13 protein-coding genes and 2 pseudogenes are annotated in these 16,597 nt (G+C 51.8%); 9 read left to right on the top strand and 6 right to left on the bottom strand.

Going from position 1 to position 16,597, the window contains the following annotated elements:
• Positions 1–438: 438 nt before the first annotated feature.
• Entirely contained in the window at positions 439–1,416 is a 978-nt protein-coding gene (locus HBO41_RS24485) for a hypothetical protein (RefSeq protein ID WP_169988037.1), read from the top strand.
• Here the strand turns inward: HBO41_RS24485 and HBO41_RS24480 are convergent.
• Complete coding sequence (locus HBO41_RS24480; RefSeq protein WP_169988035.1) at positions 1,349–3,169, bottom strand: hypothetical protein; 1,821 nt, start codon at positions 3,167–3,169, stop codon at positions 1,349–1,351. The two genes, HBO41_RS24485 and HBO41_RS24480, sit on opposite strands and share 68 nt — an antisense overlap.
• 367 nt (positions 3,170–3,536) lie before the next feature.
• Between HBO41_RS24480 and HBO41_RS24475 the strand changes: the two genes are divergently transcribed.
• From HBO41_RS24475 to HBO41_RS24465, 3 genes are read left to right on the top strand one after another with little or no spacing between them, the layout of a single operon-like run.
• The gene (locus HBO41_RS24475) at positions 3,537–5,018 is read left to right on the top strand and encodes a hypothetical protein (protein ID WP_222933968.1); all 1,482 of its coding nucleotides are present in this window, start codon (positions 3,537–3,539) and stop codon (positions 5,016–5,018) included.
• 7 nt (positions 5,019–5,025) lie between these two features.
• Positions 5,026–5,445: an ASCH domain-containing protein gene (locus tag HBO41_RS24470; protein ID WP_169988033.1), complete on the top strand. Its 420-nt coding sequence runs from the start codon at positions 5,026–5,028 to the stop codon at positions 5,443–5,445.
• Entirely contained in the window at positions 5,442–5,978 is a 537-nt protein-coding gene (locus HBO41_RS24465) for an ATP-binding protein (RefSeq protein WP_169988031.1), read from the top strand. The genes HBO41_RS24470 and HBO41_RS24465 overlap by 4 nt, the downstream gene beginning before the upstream one ends.
• Before the next feature lie 431 nt (positions 5,979–6,409).
• Here the strand turns inward: HBO41_RS24465 and HBO41_RS24460 are convergent, their stop codons facing one another.
• The 3 genes from HBO41_RS24460 to HBO41_RS24450 all read right to left on the bottom strand — a co-directional run bounded on the left by HBO41_RS24460 (position 6,410) and on the right by HBO41_RS24450 (position 9,713).
• Positions 6,410–7,420: a hypothetical protein gene (locus HBO41_RS24460; protein WP_169988029.1), complete on the bottom strand. Its 1,011-nt coding sequence runs from the start codon at positions 7,418–7,420 to the stop codon at positions 6,410–6,412.
• 527 nt (positions 7,421–7,947) lie between these two features.
• Positions 7,948–8,022: a hypothetical protein gene (locus tag HBO41_RS29930; RefSeq protein WP_404822454.1), complete on the bottom strand. Its 75-nt coding sequence runs from the start codon at positions 8,020–8,022 to the stop codon at positions 7,948–7,950.
• A gap of 548 nt (positions 8,023–8,570) precedes the next feature.
• Positions 8,571–9,713, bottom strand: coding sequence for a PIN domain-containing protein (locus tag HBO41_RS24450; RefSeq protein WP_169988027.1), 1,143 nt, complete (start codon positions 9,711–9,713; stop codon positions 8,571–8,573).
• Positions 9,714–9,947: 234 nt separating this feature from the next.
• Here HBO41_RS24450 and HBO41_RS24445 point away from each other — a divergent pair.
• The 3 genes and pseudogenes from HBO41_RS24445 to HBO41_RS24435 form a co-directional block, all read left to right on the top strand.
• Positions 9,948–10,226: pseudogene (locus HBO41_RS24445) on the top strand (integrase); the annotation flags it as partial.
• A gap of 171 nt (positions 10,227–10,397) precedes the next feature.
• Positions 10,398–11,780 carry an AAA family ATPase gene (locus tag HBO41_RS24440; protein ID WP_169988025.1) on the top strand — a complete coding sequence of 461 codons (1,383 nt, stop codon included), beginning with the start codon at positions 10,398–10,400 and terminating at the stop codon, positions 11,778–11,780.
• Positions 11,773–12,639, top strand: coding sequence for an HNH endonuclease (locus HBO41_RS24435; RefSeq protein ID WP_169988023.1), 867 nt, complete (start codon positions 11,773–11,775; stop codon positions 12,637–12,639). Before HBO41_RS24440 ends, HBO41_RS24435 begins: the two co-directional genes overlap by 8 nt.
• A 348-nt stretch (positions 12,640–12,987) precedes the next feature.
• Here HBO41_RS24435 and HBO41_RS24430 read toward each other — a convergent pair.
• A pseudogene (locus HBO41_RS24430) lies at positions 12,988–13,839 on the bottom strand (YifB family Mg chelatase-like AAA ATPase); the annotation flags it as partial.
• Between the two features lie 197 nt (positions 13,840–14,036).
• Positions 14,037–14,300 carry an accessory factor UbiK family protein gene (locus HBO41_RS24425; protein ID WP_058421153.1) on the bottom strand — a complete coding sequence of 88 codons (264 nt, stop codon included), beginning with the start codon at positions 14,298–14,300 and terminating at the stop codon, positions 14,037–14,039.
• Between the two features lie 421 nt (positions 14,301–14,721).
• On the opposite strand from HBO41_RS24425, the gene glnK reads away from it, so the two are divergent.
• Together glnK and HBO41_RS24415 are read left to right on the top strand one after the other, a co-directional pair.
• On the top strand, positions 14,722–15,060 hold the full coding sequence (gene glnK, locus HBO41_RS24420) for a P-II family nitrogen regulator (protein WP_002555808.1): 339 nt from the start codon (positions 14,722–14,724) through the stop codon (positions 15,058–15,060).
• Positions 15,061–15,095: 35 nt separating this feature from the next.
• On the top strand, positions 15,096–16,436 hold the full coding sequence (locus tag HBO41_RS24415) for an ammonium transporter (RefSeq protein ID WP_017135897.1): 1,341 nt from the start codon (positions 15,096–15,098) through the stop codon (positions 16,434–16,436).
• The last annotated feature ends 161 nt before the right edge of the window (positions 16,437–16,597 follow it).

Below are 16,597 nucleotides of genomic sequence, written 5' to 3'. Positions count from 1 at the left end.
GGCAGGTTGATGGCAAAGGCCAAAAAAGTGCACGCCGCAAAGCGTTATTGCGCGACGTGCTATGCACGGCTGTTTAAGCGGGGTCTGTGTAAGAGCTGCGGTAACTTTTCACGCTTGCCTGTGTTCGATCCCCAGGCTGAATGCAGTGGATGTGTAAGCGCGCGCCCTTGCGTCAGGTGCTCCCGCGTTGGTCGCCCGGTCGGTAAGCTGACTGCTTATGGTCCGGCCTGTAATTCCTGCGCCCATTACTTCAACGCTCCCCGTCCTTGTGAAAAATGCTCGGTACTGTCGACGCGCTTGGTGAGTATCCAGATTGACGATTGCACATTGCGTTGCTGCCCCCGCTGCGCCCGGTGCAATGAGCAAACGTGCCCACAGTGTCACAGGTATCGAAAGCTGATACTTCAGGCAGACGGCAGGGCGATTTGCCGACAGTGCATGCTGACCTCCGGTTCACGTTGTACAGAGTGCCATTGTGAAATTCCTGGTGGGCGGGGGAAGGAATGTGAAAATTGCTATTGGTCGAGGACGTTTCAAAAACGTCTGCTGCTAGATGCGAATGCTCTGGGTGCTCAGGCGGTGGTAGACGACTTCTTGGAATTTGGCGCGTGGCTTGCCGCCAAAGGTGGGAATCAGCGTGCGGCCCTGAGCATCCATCGCCATTTTGACTTCTTCGCAGTGATTGATACCCAATGGGCCGGGATGCCACCAGCCAAACAACTACTGGAGCATATCGGATGTGAAGGGCTGCGACGGGCGCGAGCTCCTATCCGTTGGTACAAGCTCGCCAAGCAGTTCGTGATCAACGATGAGTTACTGGAGCTGCATGTTGAGCATGAACGGGTGCGTAACATCCTTTCAGGCATGTCGTTCGGCGCGGACCGTGCGTTGCTGTATGACTATCTGACAACCCTGAAGCATGGGGTAAGCATGGGACGGTTGAGACTAGCTTCATTGCGTGGCAGGTTGAACGCGGCAGTGCACTTGCTACTGCTGGCTCGATCAGAGGGAGCGAGTGTTCTCAAGCAACGTCATGTGGACCGCCTCTTGAAGATCAAGCCAGGTATTGCAGGCAACCTCTGGGGATTCGTTACCTTTTGCAATGCCCGACAAGCAGGCAGGCCGTTGATCACAATCGAAAAGCACAAAGTTCAAGCAGCCAGGCGCCTCAAGCTGGAGGCGCAGATGATAAAACTGGCTATCGCTGCCAACCGCGGACGCGATGTACAGCGCACATGGATTTCACGCTCGTTGGCCTACTTTCATCGCTTGAGCTCGAGCCAATCAAAGGCCGCTGTACCCAATCCGGATCCAGCCGGAAACGGCTGGCTAGTAGACGTGGATAGCGTTACCTATTGGGTACCTGACCCGCGGCATCTTTCCTTGGTGCAAGAGGTGAACGTTTCGGAAAATTAACACCCAATCTTTGCAGATTGTTCCTCATGCAAGTGAGATGCAGAACCTCGTCCCCTTTAGTTTTGGAGTGATTGAAGGACACGCCGGGATTGTCCATGTTGTCGACAAAGTCGCGAAACACGCCTTCAAAAAAGCGTATCAGACCGAGCACTATTTTTAGCTGTACCAGGGCTTGCGAGAAAGGCATTGATAGTTCAATGAGCATCCCTTGCGCCTTCTGTTCCGTGGTTTTGCCTTCGGCCTTCCCACTCCCAGGCCGACGTTGAATTTCAAAGAGGTAAAAATGACGCTGGCCGCAGACGATGCGCAGAATCTGCACGCCACGCACTATTTTATGTTTGGGGTCGAGGAAGACCCAGGATCTTTGCTTTGGCGTTGCGGTTTCGTCCTCCTCAAACTCTTTGATAGGTACCAGCTTGGCCGGTGCTTGAGTTCCCCTTTGGCCGTCAAGCGTCATCCACTCGACCCTGTCGATTACCGTGGGAAAATACGTTTGCAGCTTATTCAGTGCGACCCATACATCGACTAGAACGCCTGATGATTCCCATGGCTCCATGTCTATGATTTCAGCTTTTCCAATCCCCGAACCTCGGGCGCCAGGATCACCACCTGACAAGACCTCCGTTTCGCCAGTAGGAAGAACTTTTTTACCACGCTCCCCCGGCTTGTGATGCACGTAGCGACTGGTAGCCCGACGCTTGCCCAGTACTTCAAAACTCTCGTGCTCCAGGATGTGCCTTCCCAGATCCGGGTCTGATCCGGAATCGTTGGTCAGCTCGAACTTCTGATTGAGCGGCAAAGTTATGGTCGGGCGGGTGATAAAAAGACCTTGATCTTCCTCGTCACCTGGCTGGAAATTTTCTGTGTGGTATTCCGCCCGATGAATTTCAAGCTCCGGACCATCAGGCTCACTTGCGCCGGTTAAACGCAGGCAGAGAAAGGTTTTTTTATTGAGCCAGTAGCCGCGGCCCTTGATCGTCGCGGGTCCCTGAAACCAGGGTGCAATTTGCAGGTTGCCAAAGGGCACGTCCGAGACTGGCGAGCTGCTGAACTGGGACTCAAGGTCCGCATAAAGCTTACGGCACAGGCTTTTCGTGTAGCCGTCATGCCTCATGTGGTTGAGAAATACAGCCTCACTTTCCCTAACCGAACGCTGCAGCTTCACCACGTTTTTTGCCCAGGTCTCTTCAGGATCAAAAAAGAAGCGAGCTTGCACCTCCTGCCAAGGATAAGTGGTCAGAATCCGGCTGGTCTCGGAACTGCGCCCATACAATCGGATCAGGAGCTCTACGCACGGGACCAAGATGGTCTGGTCTTTGGCTCCGGTACGCAATTCTACCAACCAGGTGTCTGCCGACATTGGAAGTTTGTAAGGGCTGCTAGTGTTGGTCAGTCCCAGTTGCGAAGCCGTTACATACGTCCAGCTTTGCGGGCTGAAATCCACTTCCAGTTCTGGAAGTGACTCCGACAACGTGTCGGAATTGATCGAGCCCACACGCCAGATAGTACCTATCTGGAAAAAACTGAGATAAGGCAGTCCAATCGGAACGGAGTAGAACGCGCCCAACGTACCGTCCGGATCAACAGACCGAAAATGCACGTTGACGAGGGGAACGGTTTTTTCTCTGATATTCGGCGTGAATGTGCCGTACCACAGCACGAGCAAATCACCTGAAATGTCCTTGAAGCGGCCACCCAGTGAAACTTGCGGCTTGGCAAATTGCAGCGGACTGCGAATGACCGAATGCGACAAAACTCGCTCCTGCGACAGAGAAAACTGATCATAGGTATTTCTTGTTAAATCTGACAAGTGTCAGTTTGCCATTTTCGGCAGGGGCGTCTTGCGGTGCAGACTAACGGCTCACGGCAGGTTTGCAAAATGACTGTCGTTCACGATCCATGGATTGTGGACACCGCAGATCGGAATGCAATACCGACTCGATGCTCGTCTATACGAAATTCTCTTTACGCCAGATTGTGAATTATCAAAGGGCAGCTACGCTCTGATGACGTAATACCAATTAGATAGCAAGCACATCGGATAAATATAGGTATAGGAAGCCATTGACGTAGGTCAGGTATTCCATGCAATGGATAAATATCGCCGGTAGGAGGGATCCTTGGCACTCCGTCTTCGCTTCCTATTGGACACCAATGTCCTGATACCGCTGCAGGACTCTATGGTGGTGTTGCAGCCGAGCCTGACTAACTTTGTGAGGCTTTGCAACGTCCATGGGCATCAGCTCCTATACCATCCTGCTTCAGTAGAGGATATCCAACGTGATGCCGACCAGGATCGACGCAGACGAACGTTGCAGAGACTCAGGCAGTATTCAGAGCTGCAAGCTGGCCCGCCGTGCCCGTGGAATACTGCCGGTACATCCGTAAATGACGTTTGTGACAATGAGATTCTCTATTCGCTGGAGTGCAATGCCGCTCACGCGTTGGTGACGGAGGATCAAGGTCTCCACCGCAGAGCTCGCGAGCGAGGACTAGGTAACCGCGTCTACTTTATCCAAACGGCGAATGACTGGTTATGTCGACTTCATGAGCCGGCAAATGTGCATCTCCCCAATATTGAGGATGTCGAACTTCATACGCTCACCCCTCAGCTGGCGGAAGCATTTTTCGACAGTATTCGAGTGGGATACACTGGCTTTGATGACTGGTTTCGTCAGAAGGCTATGGACGGTCGACGCGCTTGGGTATATCGCGATGGGCCTGGCCCAATGATCTCTGCCATTTGCATTTATGCAGTCCAGGTAAACGAGCGCATAACGGACAACGGTGAAACACTACGTGGTCAGTCGCTTAAGCTCTGCACATTCAAAGTGGGAGAGACAGTACGAGGACGAAAGCTCGGTGAGCTTTTTCTGCGGGCTGCCTTTCAGTACGCAACGAACCACCACTGCGAATCAATTTTTTTACATGCCAACAACCAGCGGCATCCTCTCCTGATAACTCTAATCGAGGATTATGGCTTCGAGTATGCAGGCGATTATCGAGGCGATTCCGTTTACGTCAAGGCGCATCCGGCAGAGCCCCCAGCAATACTCATGGACGCATTTGACTACGTCCGACGTTATTTTCCTCATTACCTGAGCGGTGACGATGTTCAAAAATTCTTGGTACCCATCGTGCCGGCGTTCCATGACATCTTGTTCCCGGACTATCAGGAACCAGGGCACGCACTTCCTAATGATCATCCTCGGCGTCATGTGAGCAATGCTATTAAACTGGCTTACCTCAGCCACGCCCCGAGCAGGCGTCCACGCTCAGGCGACGTCGTGCTTTTCTATAGAAGTCACGACCTGCAAGCAATCACGTCGATTGGGATAGTTGAGCGTTACAAGTGGTCCGAATCAGCTGAAGAAATCGCAGAAATTGTCAGCCGTAGAACCGTCTATTCCGACGAACAGATTGAGGAAATGGCGGAAACAGAAACAAAGGTGATGCTGTTCCGACTAATCTGCCACTTCGATTCCCCCCTTGGGTATACCGCGCTTAGGCGCCGCCTTCGAGTAATCAAGGGACCAATTCAATCCATAACGAAAATTACCAATGAGTCTTTTTCCAGAATCATCCGAGCAACCGAGCGGTAGGGCTGTCTTGCTGTCGATCAAACCCAAATATGCCGATCTGATCGTCGCCGGAACGAAACGTGTCGAGTTGCGCCGAAGCTGGCCATCTACTGATATCGGCATCATCGTGCTGTACTCATCGTTGCCAGTGCAAAGGCTCGTAGGTCTAGCATTTGTTGATCGAGTTGAAGAGTGCGATTTCGAAACCCTCTGGGCATTAGCAGATACCAACGGTGGCGGGGTGACGCATGAAGAATTGAAAAACTATGTAAAAGGCAAGAAAACAGCGTATGGGGTGATGATCAACAGGGTAAAGGTGGCGGAGATCCAAGTAGACCCCAAAGATCTATTCCCCAATTTCACGCCCCCGCAATCTTTTTTATATATAGACCCCAACGACTTCTCCCGGGTTTTACGCGCAATGTTTCCCTCAGAGGCACGCTCATGAATGTCTTCGTTGCTGGTATACATGGCGTCGGAAAAACCCATTTAGCGTCCCGAATACCAGCGTCGTTAGGATTGACTCATACGTCGGCAAGCAAGCTGATAAAAGAAGAGCGAGCTATGCCGACATGGGGTAGCGATAAACGGGTTAGCCAAGTAGACGCTAATCAGGTCGCGCTCGCTACTGCGGTCTCCCGTCACAACGGTGGAGGTTTCTACCTTCTTCTGGATGGACATTTTGTTTTATTGAACAAGAAGGGCGATTTTCAACCCTTAGAAGTCGATGTATTCAGAGCACTGAATCTTAAGGGGGTAATATTGCTTGAAGCCACTCCTGAGACCGTTGCCCTTCGCATCCAAGATCGCGACGGGCGGAATGCAGATTTAAGTCACATCGCCGGCTTTCTCTCGGCAGAGCGCGCTCAAGCACAAAAAATTTGCGATGCCCTGGATATTCCCTTGAGGGTCCTTGAACAACCTAGTCTTGAGACCTTTACTGAAGAGATCAGAGCGATTCTTAAACCCAGCATTAGCTGAAGCAGAGCAGAAGGTTATCTATTTGTCGTAAGCGATTGTGGACTATCCTCAACAAAAAGCGCTGCCACTGGCTGGATTGGGATCTCGGACAGAGTCAACTCTTCCGACGGGAGATTCTCTCGGATAGCAGGGCGCCCATCGACAGCAGTCGCATTTATTTGGAAAAATCTTATTAATTTCGAAAACTGACATCACCCAAGAGTATCTGGAGGTGCACATCCTCCTTTGCAAAACGCTTGATGCAATGTCGAACTACCTCGTGCCGTTCCACTCCCAAGCCAGAGCTTCGAATCGGTAGAGAGCTGCCCATTGTTGCCGCTGGCGACAGGCGGTCATCGGCCAGAAACGGATAGAGGAGCGGTAAATAAATCTCTCACCCTTTTCGCTCCTTCAGGAGGTCATTGAGTACATGTGCAGGCGTGAAGGCCGGATCAGGCATCCGGCTTATTTTCAATTCGGAACAGCGACAAGGGAGAGTCAAGGTAGTCACCGCCCAGCAAGATTTCGGATATCTTGATTTTGCCTACGGTTTTAAGCTCATCAATAACACTACGAATGTTACTTATCTTGTTTAGAATATCGTGGAGTCTCAGCGCAATCCTCAAGCGATCCTCGCCCCAAGTATCATTTGGCAGCCTGCTGACCTTGTAAGGCTCGCTCCAACCCTTGCGATCAATACACTTCAGCGAAAAGGACTTAACAACATCGAGCGCTGAGCTATAGCGATCATCATATTGAACAAGCTGACCGATGACCTCGATTTCTTCAGGTTTTTCCAGGAGTATGTAGGCATAAACCGATTTTCCTATCTGATTCTCATACTCTTTTCCATTTTGAAGTAACCATGAGTAAAGGGATCGAACCTCTGACTCAAGAGTGTCAAGCTTATTCGTTGCTACTGAGTCCTTCGAAAATCCAGACCTGAAACGCCAAAAGCCACTCATCACATAAATAAATATCAAGTTTGTATATGAGTCTAGAACTTCTAGACTTGCGTCCTTAAGGTAAGGCTCTCTGCTTTCAGGCGAAAGGATCTGCGAACTTCGCTCACTAAAAGCGGACAAAGACTTTCTAGTATCTGTATTTAAAAGCTCCAGATCACTACCTTGCTCTTGATAAGTAGTAAGGCCAACTATAACCTCGTCATATTTTATTTTAAGCTCGCCAGTTATGTATTGGTTCTGGATGTCAATAACTGCGCTTACGTATTTTGACGTGTCCGCCTCGTAAATATAATTATTGTGAATTTGAACAACTGAGGAAGGGATTGTTGGAGTATCCTGACGCTCGAGATGGCGTACAAATGAATTATTGCCGTCACGAACGATGTCCACGGCTTTAGAGGTGAAAACACCATCCTGGACTGCAGCCCTAACGCTTTTTTCGCTAAGCAACGTATATTTCGACGCCATGGTCAACCTCGCATTTGGTGCTTTATTCACCCTCAGTTGTCCTAAGGAGAGCGTAAAGATAGCGTTTGCCAAGGTGCATGTCATCCGGTTCGTACTGGCACGATGGTGACGTCATGCGTACTCTAAAGCAGCTTCGACAGACCGCTGCCGCTCACGGCTTTAGGGAAAAGGGGTCGAATTTGTTTTTTCGGAACCAAGCGTCGGTTCTGGTCGGTAGCTGCTTTAGGCGAAGAGCTGATTCTGGCCGACTGCTGCCTTTCACCACTGGCAGCTTTGGGTCAATTCTGTTGAAAAAGTCGGCTTCGAATTCCGCGTCAGAAAAGTACGCGCCTCAGATTGAAATCTGAATTTTTGGCAGAAGGTTCAGGACTCGGATTTCGCATAGCAGCGTGCAACTGAGGTGTTTTCATCCCTCAATATTCGAGTGTTTCGGAAAGGCCGACTTTTTCAACACAATCGGTCGATAGCGGTCAGCCAACGTGTCTCAAAAGGGATCGAGACGTGCGTCGATGCCAGCCTGCTTAGCCAGCGCGATCAGGTTTTCGACGCAATCTTGCTCAATGATGCAACCCACATAATCGGCACCGCCTGTATCCACATGCAGAAAGCGCTTCCCGAACCCGGTCAGCCATTGATCGAAATCGATCAGCACTTGCATCAGTGATGTCGTCTCTTCCAGCTTGTAGGCATAAATCTGGTCAATACCGCTGGCTTCAACCAGTTTCGGTGCCAGGTACTTGAAATCATCGAAGCCGTGCACGTCCACGGCTATGAGAACCAGATTATTGAGTAACTGGCCTTTCTCAGCGTCCAAAAGCCCACTGACCAACGCGGTGACCGGGTCTTCACCTAGGTTGTAATAGCGCGACACCCTTCTCACGAGACGCGCACGTTCCTTTTCAGGCAGCCGCGCCAACAGGGCCTGGGTGAACGTTTTCAGTTGCGCGCCGAATGGATAAAGCTCACGCATAATCGCGGCATCGCTCAACCGTGGTTCATCGGGTGGGGGTTGTGTGAAGCGATCGCCGAACAATCGACTGAACAAGCCCATCGCCGTTTATCCTCCTTGCTGGGGGAAGCCTCCGGCGCCAAGCTTACCCCAGCGGTTCGATGACGGCTAATAGGGTCAGGGTTGATTCTACCAGTCTACGTGTGGCGGCAATCGGCCAGCAGCGGATCGTCAAGGACCGTACACCTTGTGACCGTCTGGCATGCTCTGGTTTAGCTCGCTTGGTGCAATTGCCCCCAGGTCTAAAGTCGTTTTTGGGTCAAAGTGAACTTCGATTTCGATACGTTCGCCTGCTATATTTACAATTGAAATCGCTGGTATAGACAGGGAGTGATTATAGCTGTTGCAGCCGACGTAGCTTTCTCCATCATCGGAAAATGTAACGTCTACGGCAATATGGCATACAGCGTCTAGCTCAATCGCCCAAATCGTCTTACTTGAATCATCCCGGATTGTCCCGAATGATTTTTCTTCTCCATGAGTGATTGAGGCAATATTGATGTTCGAGCAGCGAGCGTTGTAGAAATAATTAGTCCTGGCAGTAAACAACAACTCGCGCCTGAGTGTTTCGGATAAGCTATCTCTAATTGCCGATTCGAGATCTCCACTTTCATTGAGTTGCTGAAACTTTAAAGAGCGTTGGCTAGCGATATCCTTGACATCATTTTCTACTGAGTTAATAAGCGTAAGTGCCGTCGTCAGGTCTGGGATGCAATAAAGTTTTTTACTTTCAGACCTGTTGCAGAACGTAATCCAGTCTTTGTCGGAGGAAACAACTAGAATTCCACTGTTTTCTGCATATGCCTCTAAGCTTAGAAGCGCTACGGCATCGGGGAACTCGTATTTTTTATCGTTGCTTTTGTGGAAGGGAGGCCTGTTGCGGAAGTAAAGTTCAAAAAGCTTTCTGGTGGATGCTTCTTCATAGAACGCTAACTCAGCATTAGTTGCTAGGAAAAAATCATTTATTTCACGAAATACAATTTGCTCTGGGGTGGCCCTTGCTTCGAGTTTTTCTCGCATGTCATTAACTAAGTCTTCACTCAAGTGCTGGGCTACCAGCGCAAATGCGTCGTCAACTCGCTTCCGCCTTGAGCTGTGCATTTCAAGCATATGCTTTTCTGCTTCGTCGCGAACCAATTCAGTGATAACCAGTTGAATGCTGGAGTTCTTTAGTTGCCCCAGCTGTGCTAAGAGCCCTTTTCTGAAAGTTCTGCTATTTCTGTCAAATACCTGTGTGTCAAAGGTGATAGCGGTGATAGCACCTGAAATAAGCATCTCGCGCAATTTTTCAAAATATTCAGGTTTAATGCTCATGGTGTCTTCATAGATGGCGGCGGACAAGGCTGCACGATAGCGTAATGCCACGATAGACGAGTAGAGGTAGTGCAGACTTTGTGAATCGCCTTTGCTTCCGCAGGCACTTCAAAGCACCGTTTTGAGTGGTTGGTTAACGGTCGCTATAGGTCAGCTGGAGCCCTTGGCGACAGGCAGCTATGGGTCGATTCTGTTGAAAAAGTCGGATTTTCAGATCGCCTGAGAAGACTTGTCATGGACATCATCGCGACCTGCAGTCGTCGGCCCTGGAACAAAGGAAAAATGGTCGGGCAGAAAACCTCACTCCGACTTAGAAATATCTGGGTCATCCGAGTACGGCTTCAAATTGCAGAACGACCCCGGGATCTGGCTCTCTTCGATCTTGCCATCGACAGCAAGCTTCGAGCCTGCAGCTTAACCGAGCTTCGCGGGCGCGACATTGGCTATGGCGAGTACGTATCATCAGGAGCCATGGTGATGCAGCAGAAAACGAAGCAGACAGTCGATTTCGAGACCCTAAGCTGCCTTTTCTGGAGTTCAGTTCCTGCCAGAAAGCCGCGATCGGTGCCCGATGCTAGAGGTCGCGAGCGTTTGTGTTAATTGCGGAGGTTTTCCAATACTCACGTCAACCGGCGTGATCTCATGTAATATATTGAGCTGACTTGCGAATTTTTTGGGGCGGCGATGTATATCCGATCTCTACACGTTAAAAACCTAAAACGCCTTAAAGATTTGACGTTGAATTTTACACAAGCCAACGGCGAGCCACGCATGTGGACGGTTCTCATTGGGGAAAATGGCACAGGCAAAACTAGCATTCTTCAAGCCATTGCATTAGCAGCAGCTGGCAGCTTAAGGGTTAATGACCTAGCTGGGAGTTCAATTACTCACCTGCTAGATAGAAGAGATAAGAGCACTCTTGAGATCAATGCTGACTTCAAGTTCACTCCAACATCAATAAATGCAAAGTATCATCCCGACCTAAAAGCGATGCCATTTTACGGTATGGGCTTGAAATCAAGTGTAATACTGAAACCAAAAGAAACCTCTCTTCGCGCATCTGATAAGTATGATTTGGACTCGGCTCAGGATATCGTCAATCCACTCGATACCGCGAGAGCCACAGAGGCTCCCAGTTGGTTCGTCATTGGATATGGGGTCCAGCGTACTCTTCCTGAGGCAGGAGGTATGCCTGATTTAGCAAGAGCTTCTGTGGATCGGATGAAATCATTATTCGATTCAAGAGCATCTTTAACGAGTACAAGCTTTTTAAGTCATTTTGGCGATAGACAAAAAAAAGCCCTTGCGTATTCACGTATCCTAAAAAGTACGATTATAGATACCGGAATTCTACCACTGGATATTGAAAATCTGGAGATGCGAGGTCAAGGAGGGGTGAAGCGTGCATCGGACCTTATAGAAAGAAACCGTTTTCATCAGAAAATGGGAGAAAAAACTTTTCAAGTTCCTGCTATTGCTCTTGCTCATGGCTACCAATCCACGATTGCTTGGATAGCAGATTTGGTTGGGCATATTCTTCTTGAATCGCCAAATTCTGATCTAGAGCCGGAAGAGTTTGAAGGTCTAGTTCTTATTGATGAGATCGATCTTTACCTTCATCCTAAATGGCAGTGCCAGCTAATTCCTGCGCTTCGTAAAACTTTTCCAAAACTCCAATTTGTAGTTACAACGCATAGCCCTGTTGTGCTTGCAACTCTTTCCCCGGAAGAAGTTGTAAGGGTTCAGGCAGATCCGGCCACAGGTGATGTCCACCAAATTACGCCTGACTCAGTTACTGGGGAATGGGACGAAGTGGAGGGAGAAGCAGATCTGCATACTCAACCTGACCCACGCGCCATGACTGGTACAGAAATGTATACGGAGTATTTTGGAATCGACCGGTTAACACTGAATATAAATGGAGAAAAAATAAGGCAATACACTGCATTGGCTAGCAACCCCTTCCGAAATGATCATCAAAATGCGGTCATGCTAGCACTGCGAGCTGAACTCGAAACTGATAATGTGTTGGACCTTATAAGTCCGGTAGCCAGAGATCATGATTAAACTGTATCTCGGCCTGGAGCCAAATATTCTAACCACCACTCGCGCGAATAAATTAAATGAGGCAGTTCGACTGTTAAATAGTCATGGGCTGAACTCAGATGAATTCAAGAAAGTGTTCAAGACTGGTTATCAATGCGCACGCCCTTTGCTATTTAAAAGGCAGCATAATAAGTGCGCGTTCTGTGAGATTTCAAATGACGATTGCGGAAGCCCGGTTGAACACTTTCGCCCCAAACTGGGAGCGGAGGAAAAAATTGGTGGCGTTTGGCGGAGGGTATCAACGCACTATTGGTGGTTAGCATGGACATGGGAAAATCTGCTCTTCGCTTGCGAGCGCTGCAATAACTCTGGAAGTAAGGGGAATAAATTTCCAATTCGTTCCTCCGCTTCGCGGGTATTGGCACCTCCTTCTCCGTGCTCTTATCCTATTTCAGCCATCCACTACGATTGTGCTTCTGAAGAACGTTTGCTAATTGATCCTCGACTGGATAATCCAATAGATCACATTCAATGGATACCAGTTAATAGAACGTTGCACCCAAAGAACTGGCAGTGGACAGTAGCAGGTTTGGACGATAAGGGGGATATGACTATTGAAGTTCTAGATCTATCGTTGCGCGCCGACAAAGTTACAAACCACCTTAAGCTAATTGTTAGTCAATGGGTAGACGCCGACATTCATTTAAAAGAAGGTCGTCCAATAGCCGCTCAGGCTACTTGGGATAGGATAATTGATTCATATATAAATAATCCCGAACAACCATTTCGAAACGCCGCTTGGTGGGCTTGCAATGCCCTATTTCCCGAGGCGGAACGCAATAGGCTGGGGCTATCTCACCCGCCAATGCCATTCGGCTGAAACTTTCTGCTGTTTCATCATCGTACGCTCGATATAGGCGTTTTATTAAGGCCTTGATGCCTATAAAGAGATTCATGATCCCATGACGTTCTTGTGACTACTCAAAACCGCACTAGAAATTGCGCATCTGCTGACGTGCCAATAAATTTCAGATTTAACGTAGACGCGCGTACTTCAATTTTGACACAACTTTCTTTACACATTCTGGGCCGGTTGCTCCTCGTCACGAACGGCAGAAATTGGCCGATCATGTTGGCCAAGCATGCTAACAAAATCCGAAGGAATCGGTGGTCAAAGCAATTGCAATCAGTCGCATTTAATTCGAAAGATTCGCATCTATTTCCAAAACCTACACCCGCCGCCCACCAGCGCCGGCCCCGACGCTGAATGGTGCGGTTGACGAAACGGACGGTGCGGCCAATGGCTCAACGGCGCCAGGCTGACCACTGACTGAATGGCCGCCACTTCCAGGGCTTCCTGCTCACTCAAGGGCGGCAGCAAACCAGGCAGGCGGCTGGCGAGCAAGGTCTTGCCGGTGCCGGGTGGCCCGCTGAACAGCAGGTTGTGCGCGCCCGCCGCCGCAATCAGCAGTGCGCGCTTGGCGGCAAGCTGGCCTTGCACCTCACTCAGGTCCGGGTAGGGCTTGTTCAAGTACAGCAAGCCGTCGGATTTATACGGCTCAATCGGCACAACCCCATTCAGGTGCGCCACCACTTGCAGCAGGTGGTCCACTGCAATCACCTTCAACCCCGACGCCAGGCACGCCTCCTCGGCATTTGCCCGCGGCACTATCACGGTGCGCCCGGCCTTACGCGCGGCCAGCGCGGCAGGCAGCACACCCTTGACCGCCCGCACCTCACCGGACAGGGCCAATTCCCCCAGGCATTCCACGTCATCGAGCATCAATGCCGGCACCTGCACGCTGGCGGCCAGGATGCCCAAGGCAATCGCCAGATCAAAACGCCCACCATCCTTGGGCAGGTCGGCGGGCGCCAGGTTGAGGGTGATACGGCGGGCCGGGTATTGCAGCGCACAGTTGAGGATGGCGCTGCGCACGCGGTCCTTGCTTTCCTTGACGGCGGTTTCCGGCAGGCCCACCAAGGTAAGCGATGGAAGACCATTGGCCATATGCACTTCGACGGTAACGGCGGGGGCTTCTACGCCAATTTGGGCACGGCTGTGGACGATGGCGAGGGACATGCTCGTTCCTTGAGTGGGAGGCCGCTTCCTGCGGGTTTTTCAAGGGTAGACGAGGTGAGATGCTTTCGAGGGCGGGAGGTTTTACTGAACGTATCCAAAGAGCGACGCAGAACACCGTGGGAGCTGGCTTGCCTGCGATAGCGCCAGTGAATTCAACACCGCTATCGCAGGCAAGCCAGCTCCCACAGGGGCCGGGTTTATTCAGCAGCGGGTGGCGTCAACCGCGCTTCCAGCTCCGCTACCTTCGCTTCCAGACTCTCCAACCGCGCACGCGTGCGGGCCAGTACGACCATCTGGCTGTCAAATTCTTCCCGGCTCACCAGGTCAAGCTTGCTGAAGCCGCTTTGCAGCAGCGCCTTGAACTGGCTTTCGATTTCGTTGCGGGGCAGCGGGGTTTCGCCGCTGAACAGGCGAGAGGCGTGGCCGCTCAGGGCGTCGAGGAGGTCTTTGGGCGCGAGCATGGGAAATATTCCGGAAAACTGTTGGCCGGCAGTGTATCACGCAGCGTCTATAGTCCTTTCACGGCCGCGAGCGCACGCTTTTCGCGCAGAGGGCTGGGCGGCTACGCACTGTTTTTGTGCGCATTGCAGCCGCCAATACGCCCCGCAGGTGGGCATAAGTGGGCAAAGGACTGATTTCAGTGGTTTTTACGGAGCTGGCAAGGTTTCTGCTTAGACGATCATGACCCATGCACTGATGCAGTCGCTGTGACGAATGCAGTGCGCCGACGGATCAGGGGTACAGGTTTCGTCACCAGTGGTTCGCTGGCGTCGCAACGGCAAATGCCGAGGCGACGACGCGTTACAAAGCCAGGCACTGCGCTTAGACTTGAGACGGGTTTGTTTTCCTGGGGCAAGTCCACCAATTCGGGAGAGAGTTTTCATGAAGCTAGTCACTGCCATCATCAAGCCGTTCAAGTTGGACGATGTACGCGAGTCACTGTCCGAGATCGGCGTGCAGGGCATTACCGTTACTGAGGTCAAAGGCTTCGGTCGGCAGAAGGGTCACACCGAGCTGTATCGCGGCGCGGAATACGTGGTCGATTTCCTGCCAAAGGTGAAGATTGATGTCGCCATTGACGACAAGGATCTTGACCGGGTTATCGAGGCGATAACCAAGGCGGCCAACACCGGCAAGATCGGTGACGGCAAGATCTTCGTGGTCAATCTGGAACAGGCTATTCGCATCCGTACCGGCGAAACCGATACCGACGCAATCTAAGCCGCCAAACCCCCAACGCCCCAGGAGAAAACAATATGACTCTGCGTAAATTCGCAGGGCTAGGAGCCCTGTTGTCCCTCGTAATGCCGGCCCTGGCATTGGCGGCGGACCCAGCCCCTGCTCCAGTCCTCAATTCCGGCGACACGGCGTGGATGCTCACATCCACCGCGCTGGTACTGTTCATGACCATTCCGGGCCTGGCGCTGTTCTACGGCGGCATGGTGCGCTCCAAAAACATTCTTTCCGTGATGATGCAGTGCTTCGCCATCACCGGCCTGATCACCATCCTGTGGTTCGTTTACGGCTACAGCATGGCGTTCGACACCACCGGTATGGAAGCAGGCGTCGTCAACCTCAACTCGTTCGTGGGCGGCCTGTCCAAACTGTTCCTGTCGGGTGTAACCCCGGCGAGCATCACCGGCCCTGCGGCGCTGTTCCCTGAGGCGGTGTTTGTCACCTTCCAGATGACCTTTGCCATCATTACCCCTGCGCTGATCGTCGGTGCATTCGCCGAGCGTATGAAGTTCTCCGCGATGCTGATCTTCATGGGCGTCTGGTTCACCCTGGTCTATGCGCCGATTGCCCACATGGTGTGGGGCGGTCCGGGCTCGTTGCTGGGCGACTGGGGCGTGCTGGATTTCGCCGGCGGCACCGTGGTGCACATCAACGCCGGTGTGGCCGGCCTGGTGGCGTGCCTGGTACTTGGCAAGCGTAAAGGCTTCCCGACCACCCCGATGGCACCGCATAACCTGGGTTACACCCTGGTCGGCGCGGCCATGCTGTGGGTCGGCTGGTTCGGCTTCAACGCAGGCTCTGCTGCGGCGGCCAACGGTACTGCCGGTATGGCGATGCTGGTCACTCAGATCGCTACCGCTGCTGCGGCACTGGGCTGGATGTTCGCCGAGTGGGTCACCCACGGTAAGCCAAGCGCACTGGGCATTGCCTCGGGCGTAGTCGCCGGCCTGGTTGCAATCACTCCGGCTGCCGGCACTGTTGGCCCGATGGGCGCTCTGGTCATCGGCCTGGCAGCGGGCGTGGTGTGCTTCTTCTGCGCCACCACCCTGAAACGCAAACTGGGCTACGACGACTCCCTGGACGCCTTCGGTGTGCACGGTATCGGCGGTATCCTCGGCGCGATCCTCACCGGCGTGTTCGCAGCGCCTTCGCTGGGCGGCTTCAACGCGGCCACTACTGACATCGCGGCGCAAGTCTGGATCCAGTGCAAAGGCGTGGGCTTCACCGTGATCTACACGGCCATCGTGACTTTCATCATCCTCAAGGTGCTGGACATGGTGATGGGCCTGCGGGTGACCGACGAAGAAGAGGCGGTGGGCCTCGATCTGGCGCAACACAACGAACGCGGCTACAACTTGTAAGTACGCGAAAAAAAGATGCCTGGCTTGCCGGGCATTTTTTTGTCTGGTGTTTGTCTGTGGCTAAAGGCGGATGGGTTTTTTGCCGAGTTTGTGATGGGATCCACACGGCACTTTTGAGGATGCGAAAGTCTTACATGCATGTAGGCGTATTCGACACTTTG

The sequence above is a fragment of the Pseudomonas sp. WS 5146 genome (assembly GCF_012985495.1).
Classification (GTDB): domain Bacteria; phylum Pseudomonadota; class Gammaproteobacteria; order Pseudomonadales; family Pseudomonadaceae; genus Aquipseudomonas; species Aquipseudomonas edaphica.
This window is presented reverse-complemented; position numbering and strand designations above follow the sequence as displayed.

Excerpts from the sequence above, each read along its gene's own strand:
- HBO41_RS24465 (WP_169988031.1), top strand. The coding sequence starts at position 5,442 with ATGAATGTCTTCGTTGCTGGTATACATGGCGTCGGAAAAACCCATTTA.
- HBO41_RS24485 (WP_169988037.1), top strand. The coding sequence starts at position 439 with ATGCTGACCTCCGGTTCACGTTGTACAGAGTGCCATTGTGAAATTCCT.
- HBO41_RS24440 (WP_169988025.1), top strand. The coding sequence starts at position 10,398 with ATGTATATCCGATCTCTACACGTTAAAAACCTAAAACGCCTTAAAGAT.
- glnK (WP_002555808.1), top strand. The coding sequence starts at position 14,722 with ATGAAGCTAGTCACTGCCATCATCAAGCCGTTCAAGTTGGACGATGTA.
- HBO41_RS24450 (WP_169988027.1), bottom strand. The coding sequence starts at position 9,713 with ATGAGCATTAAACCTGAATATTTTGAAAAATTGCGCGAGATGCTTATT.
- HBO41_RS24415 (WP_017135897.1), top strand. The coding sequence starts at position 15,096 with ATGACTCTGCGTAAATTCGCAGGGCTAGGAGCCCTGTTGTCCCTCGTA.
- HBO41_RS24435 (WP_169988023.1), top strand. The coding sequence starts at position 11,773 with ATGATTAAACTGTATCTCGGCCTGGAGCCAAATATTCTAACCACCACT.
- HBO41_RS24425 (WP_058421153.1), bottom strand. The coding sequence starts at position 14,300 with ATGCTCGCGCCCAAAGACCTCCTCGACGCCCTGAGCGGCCACGCCTCT.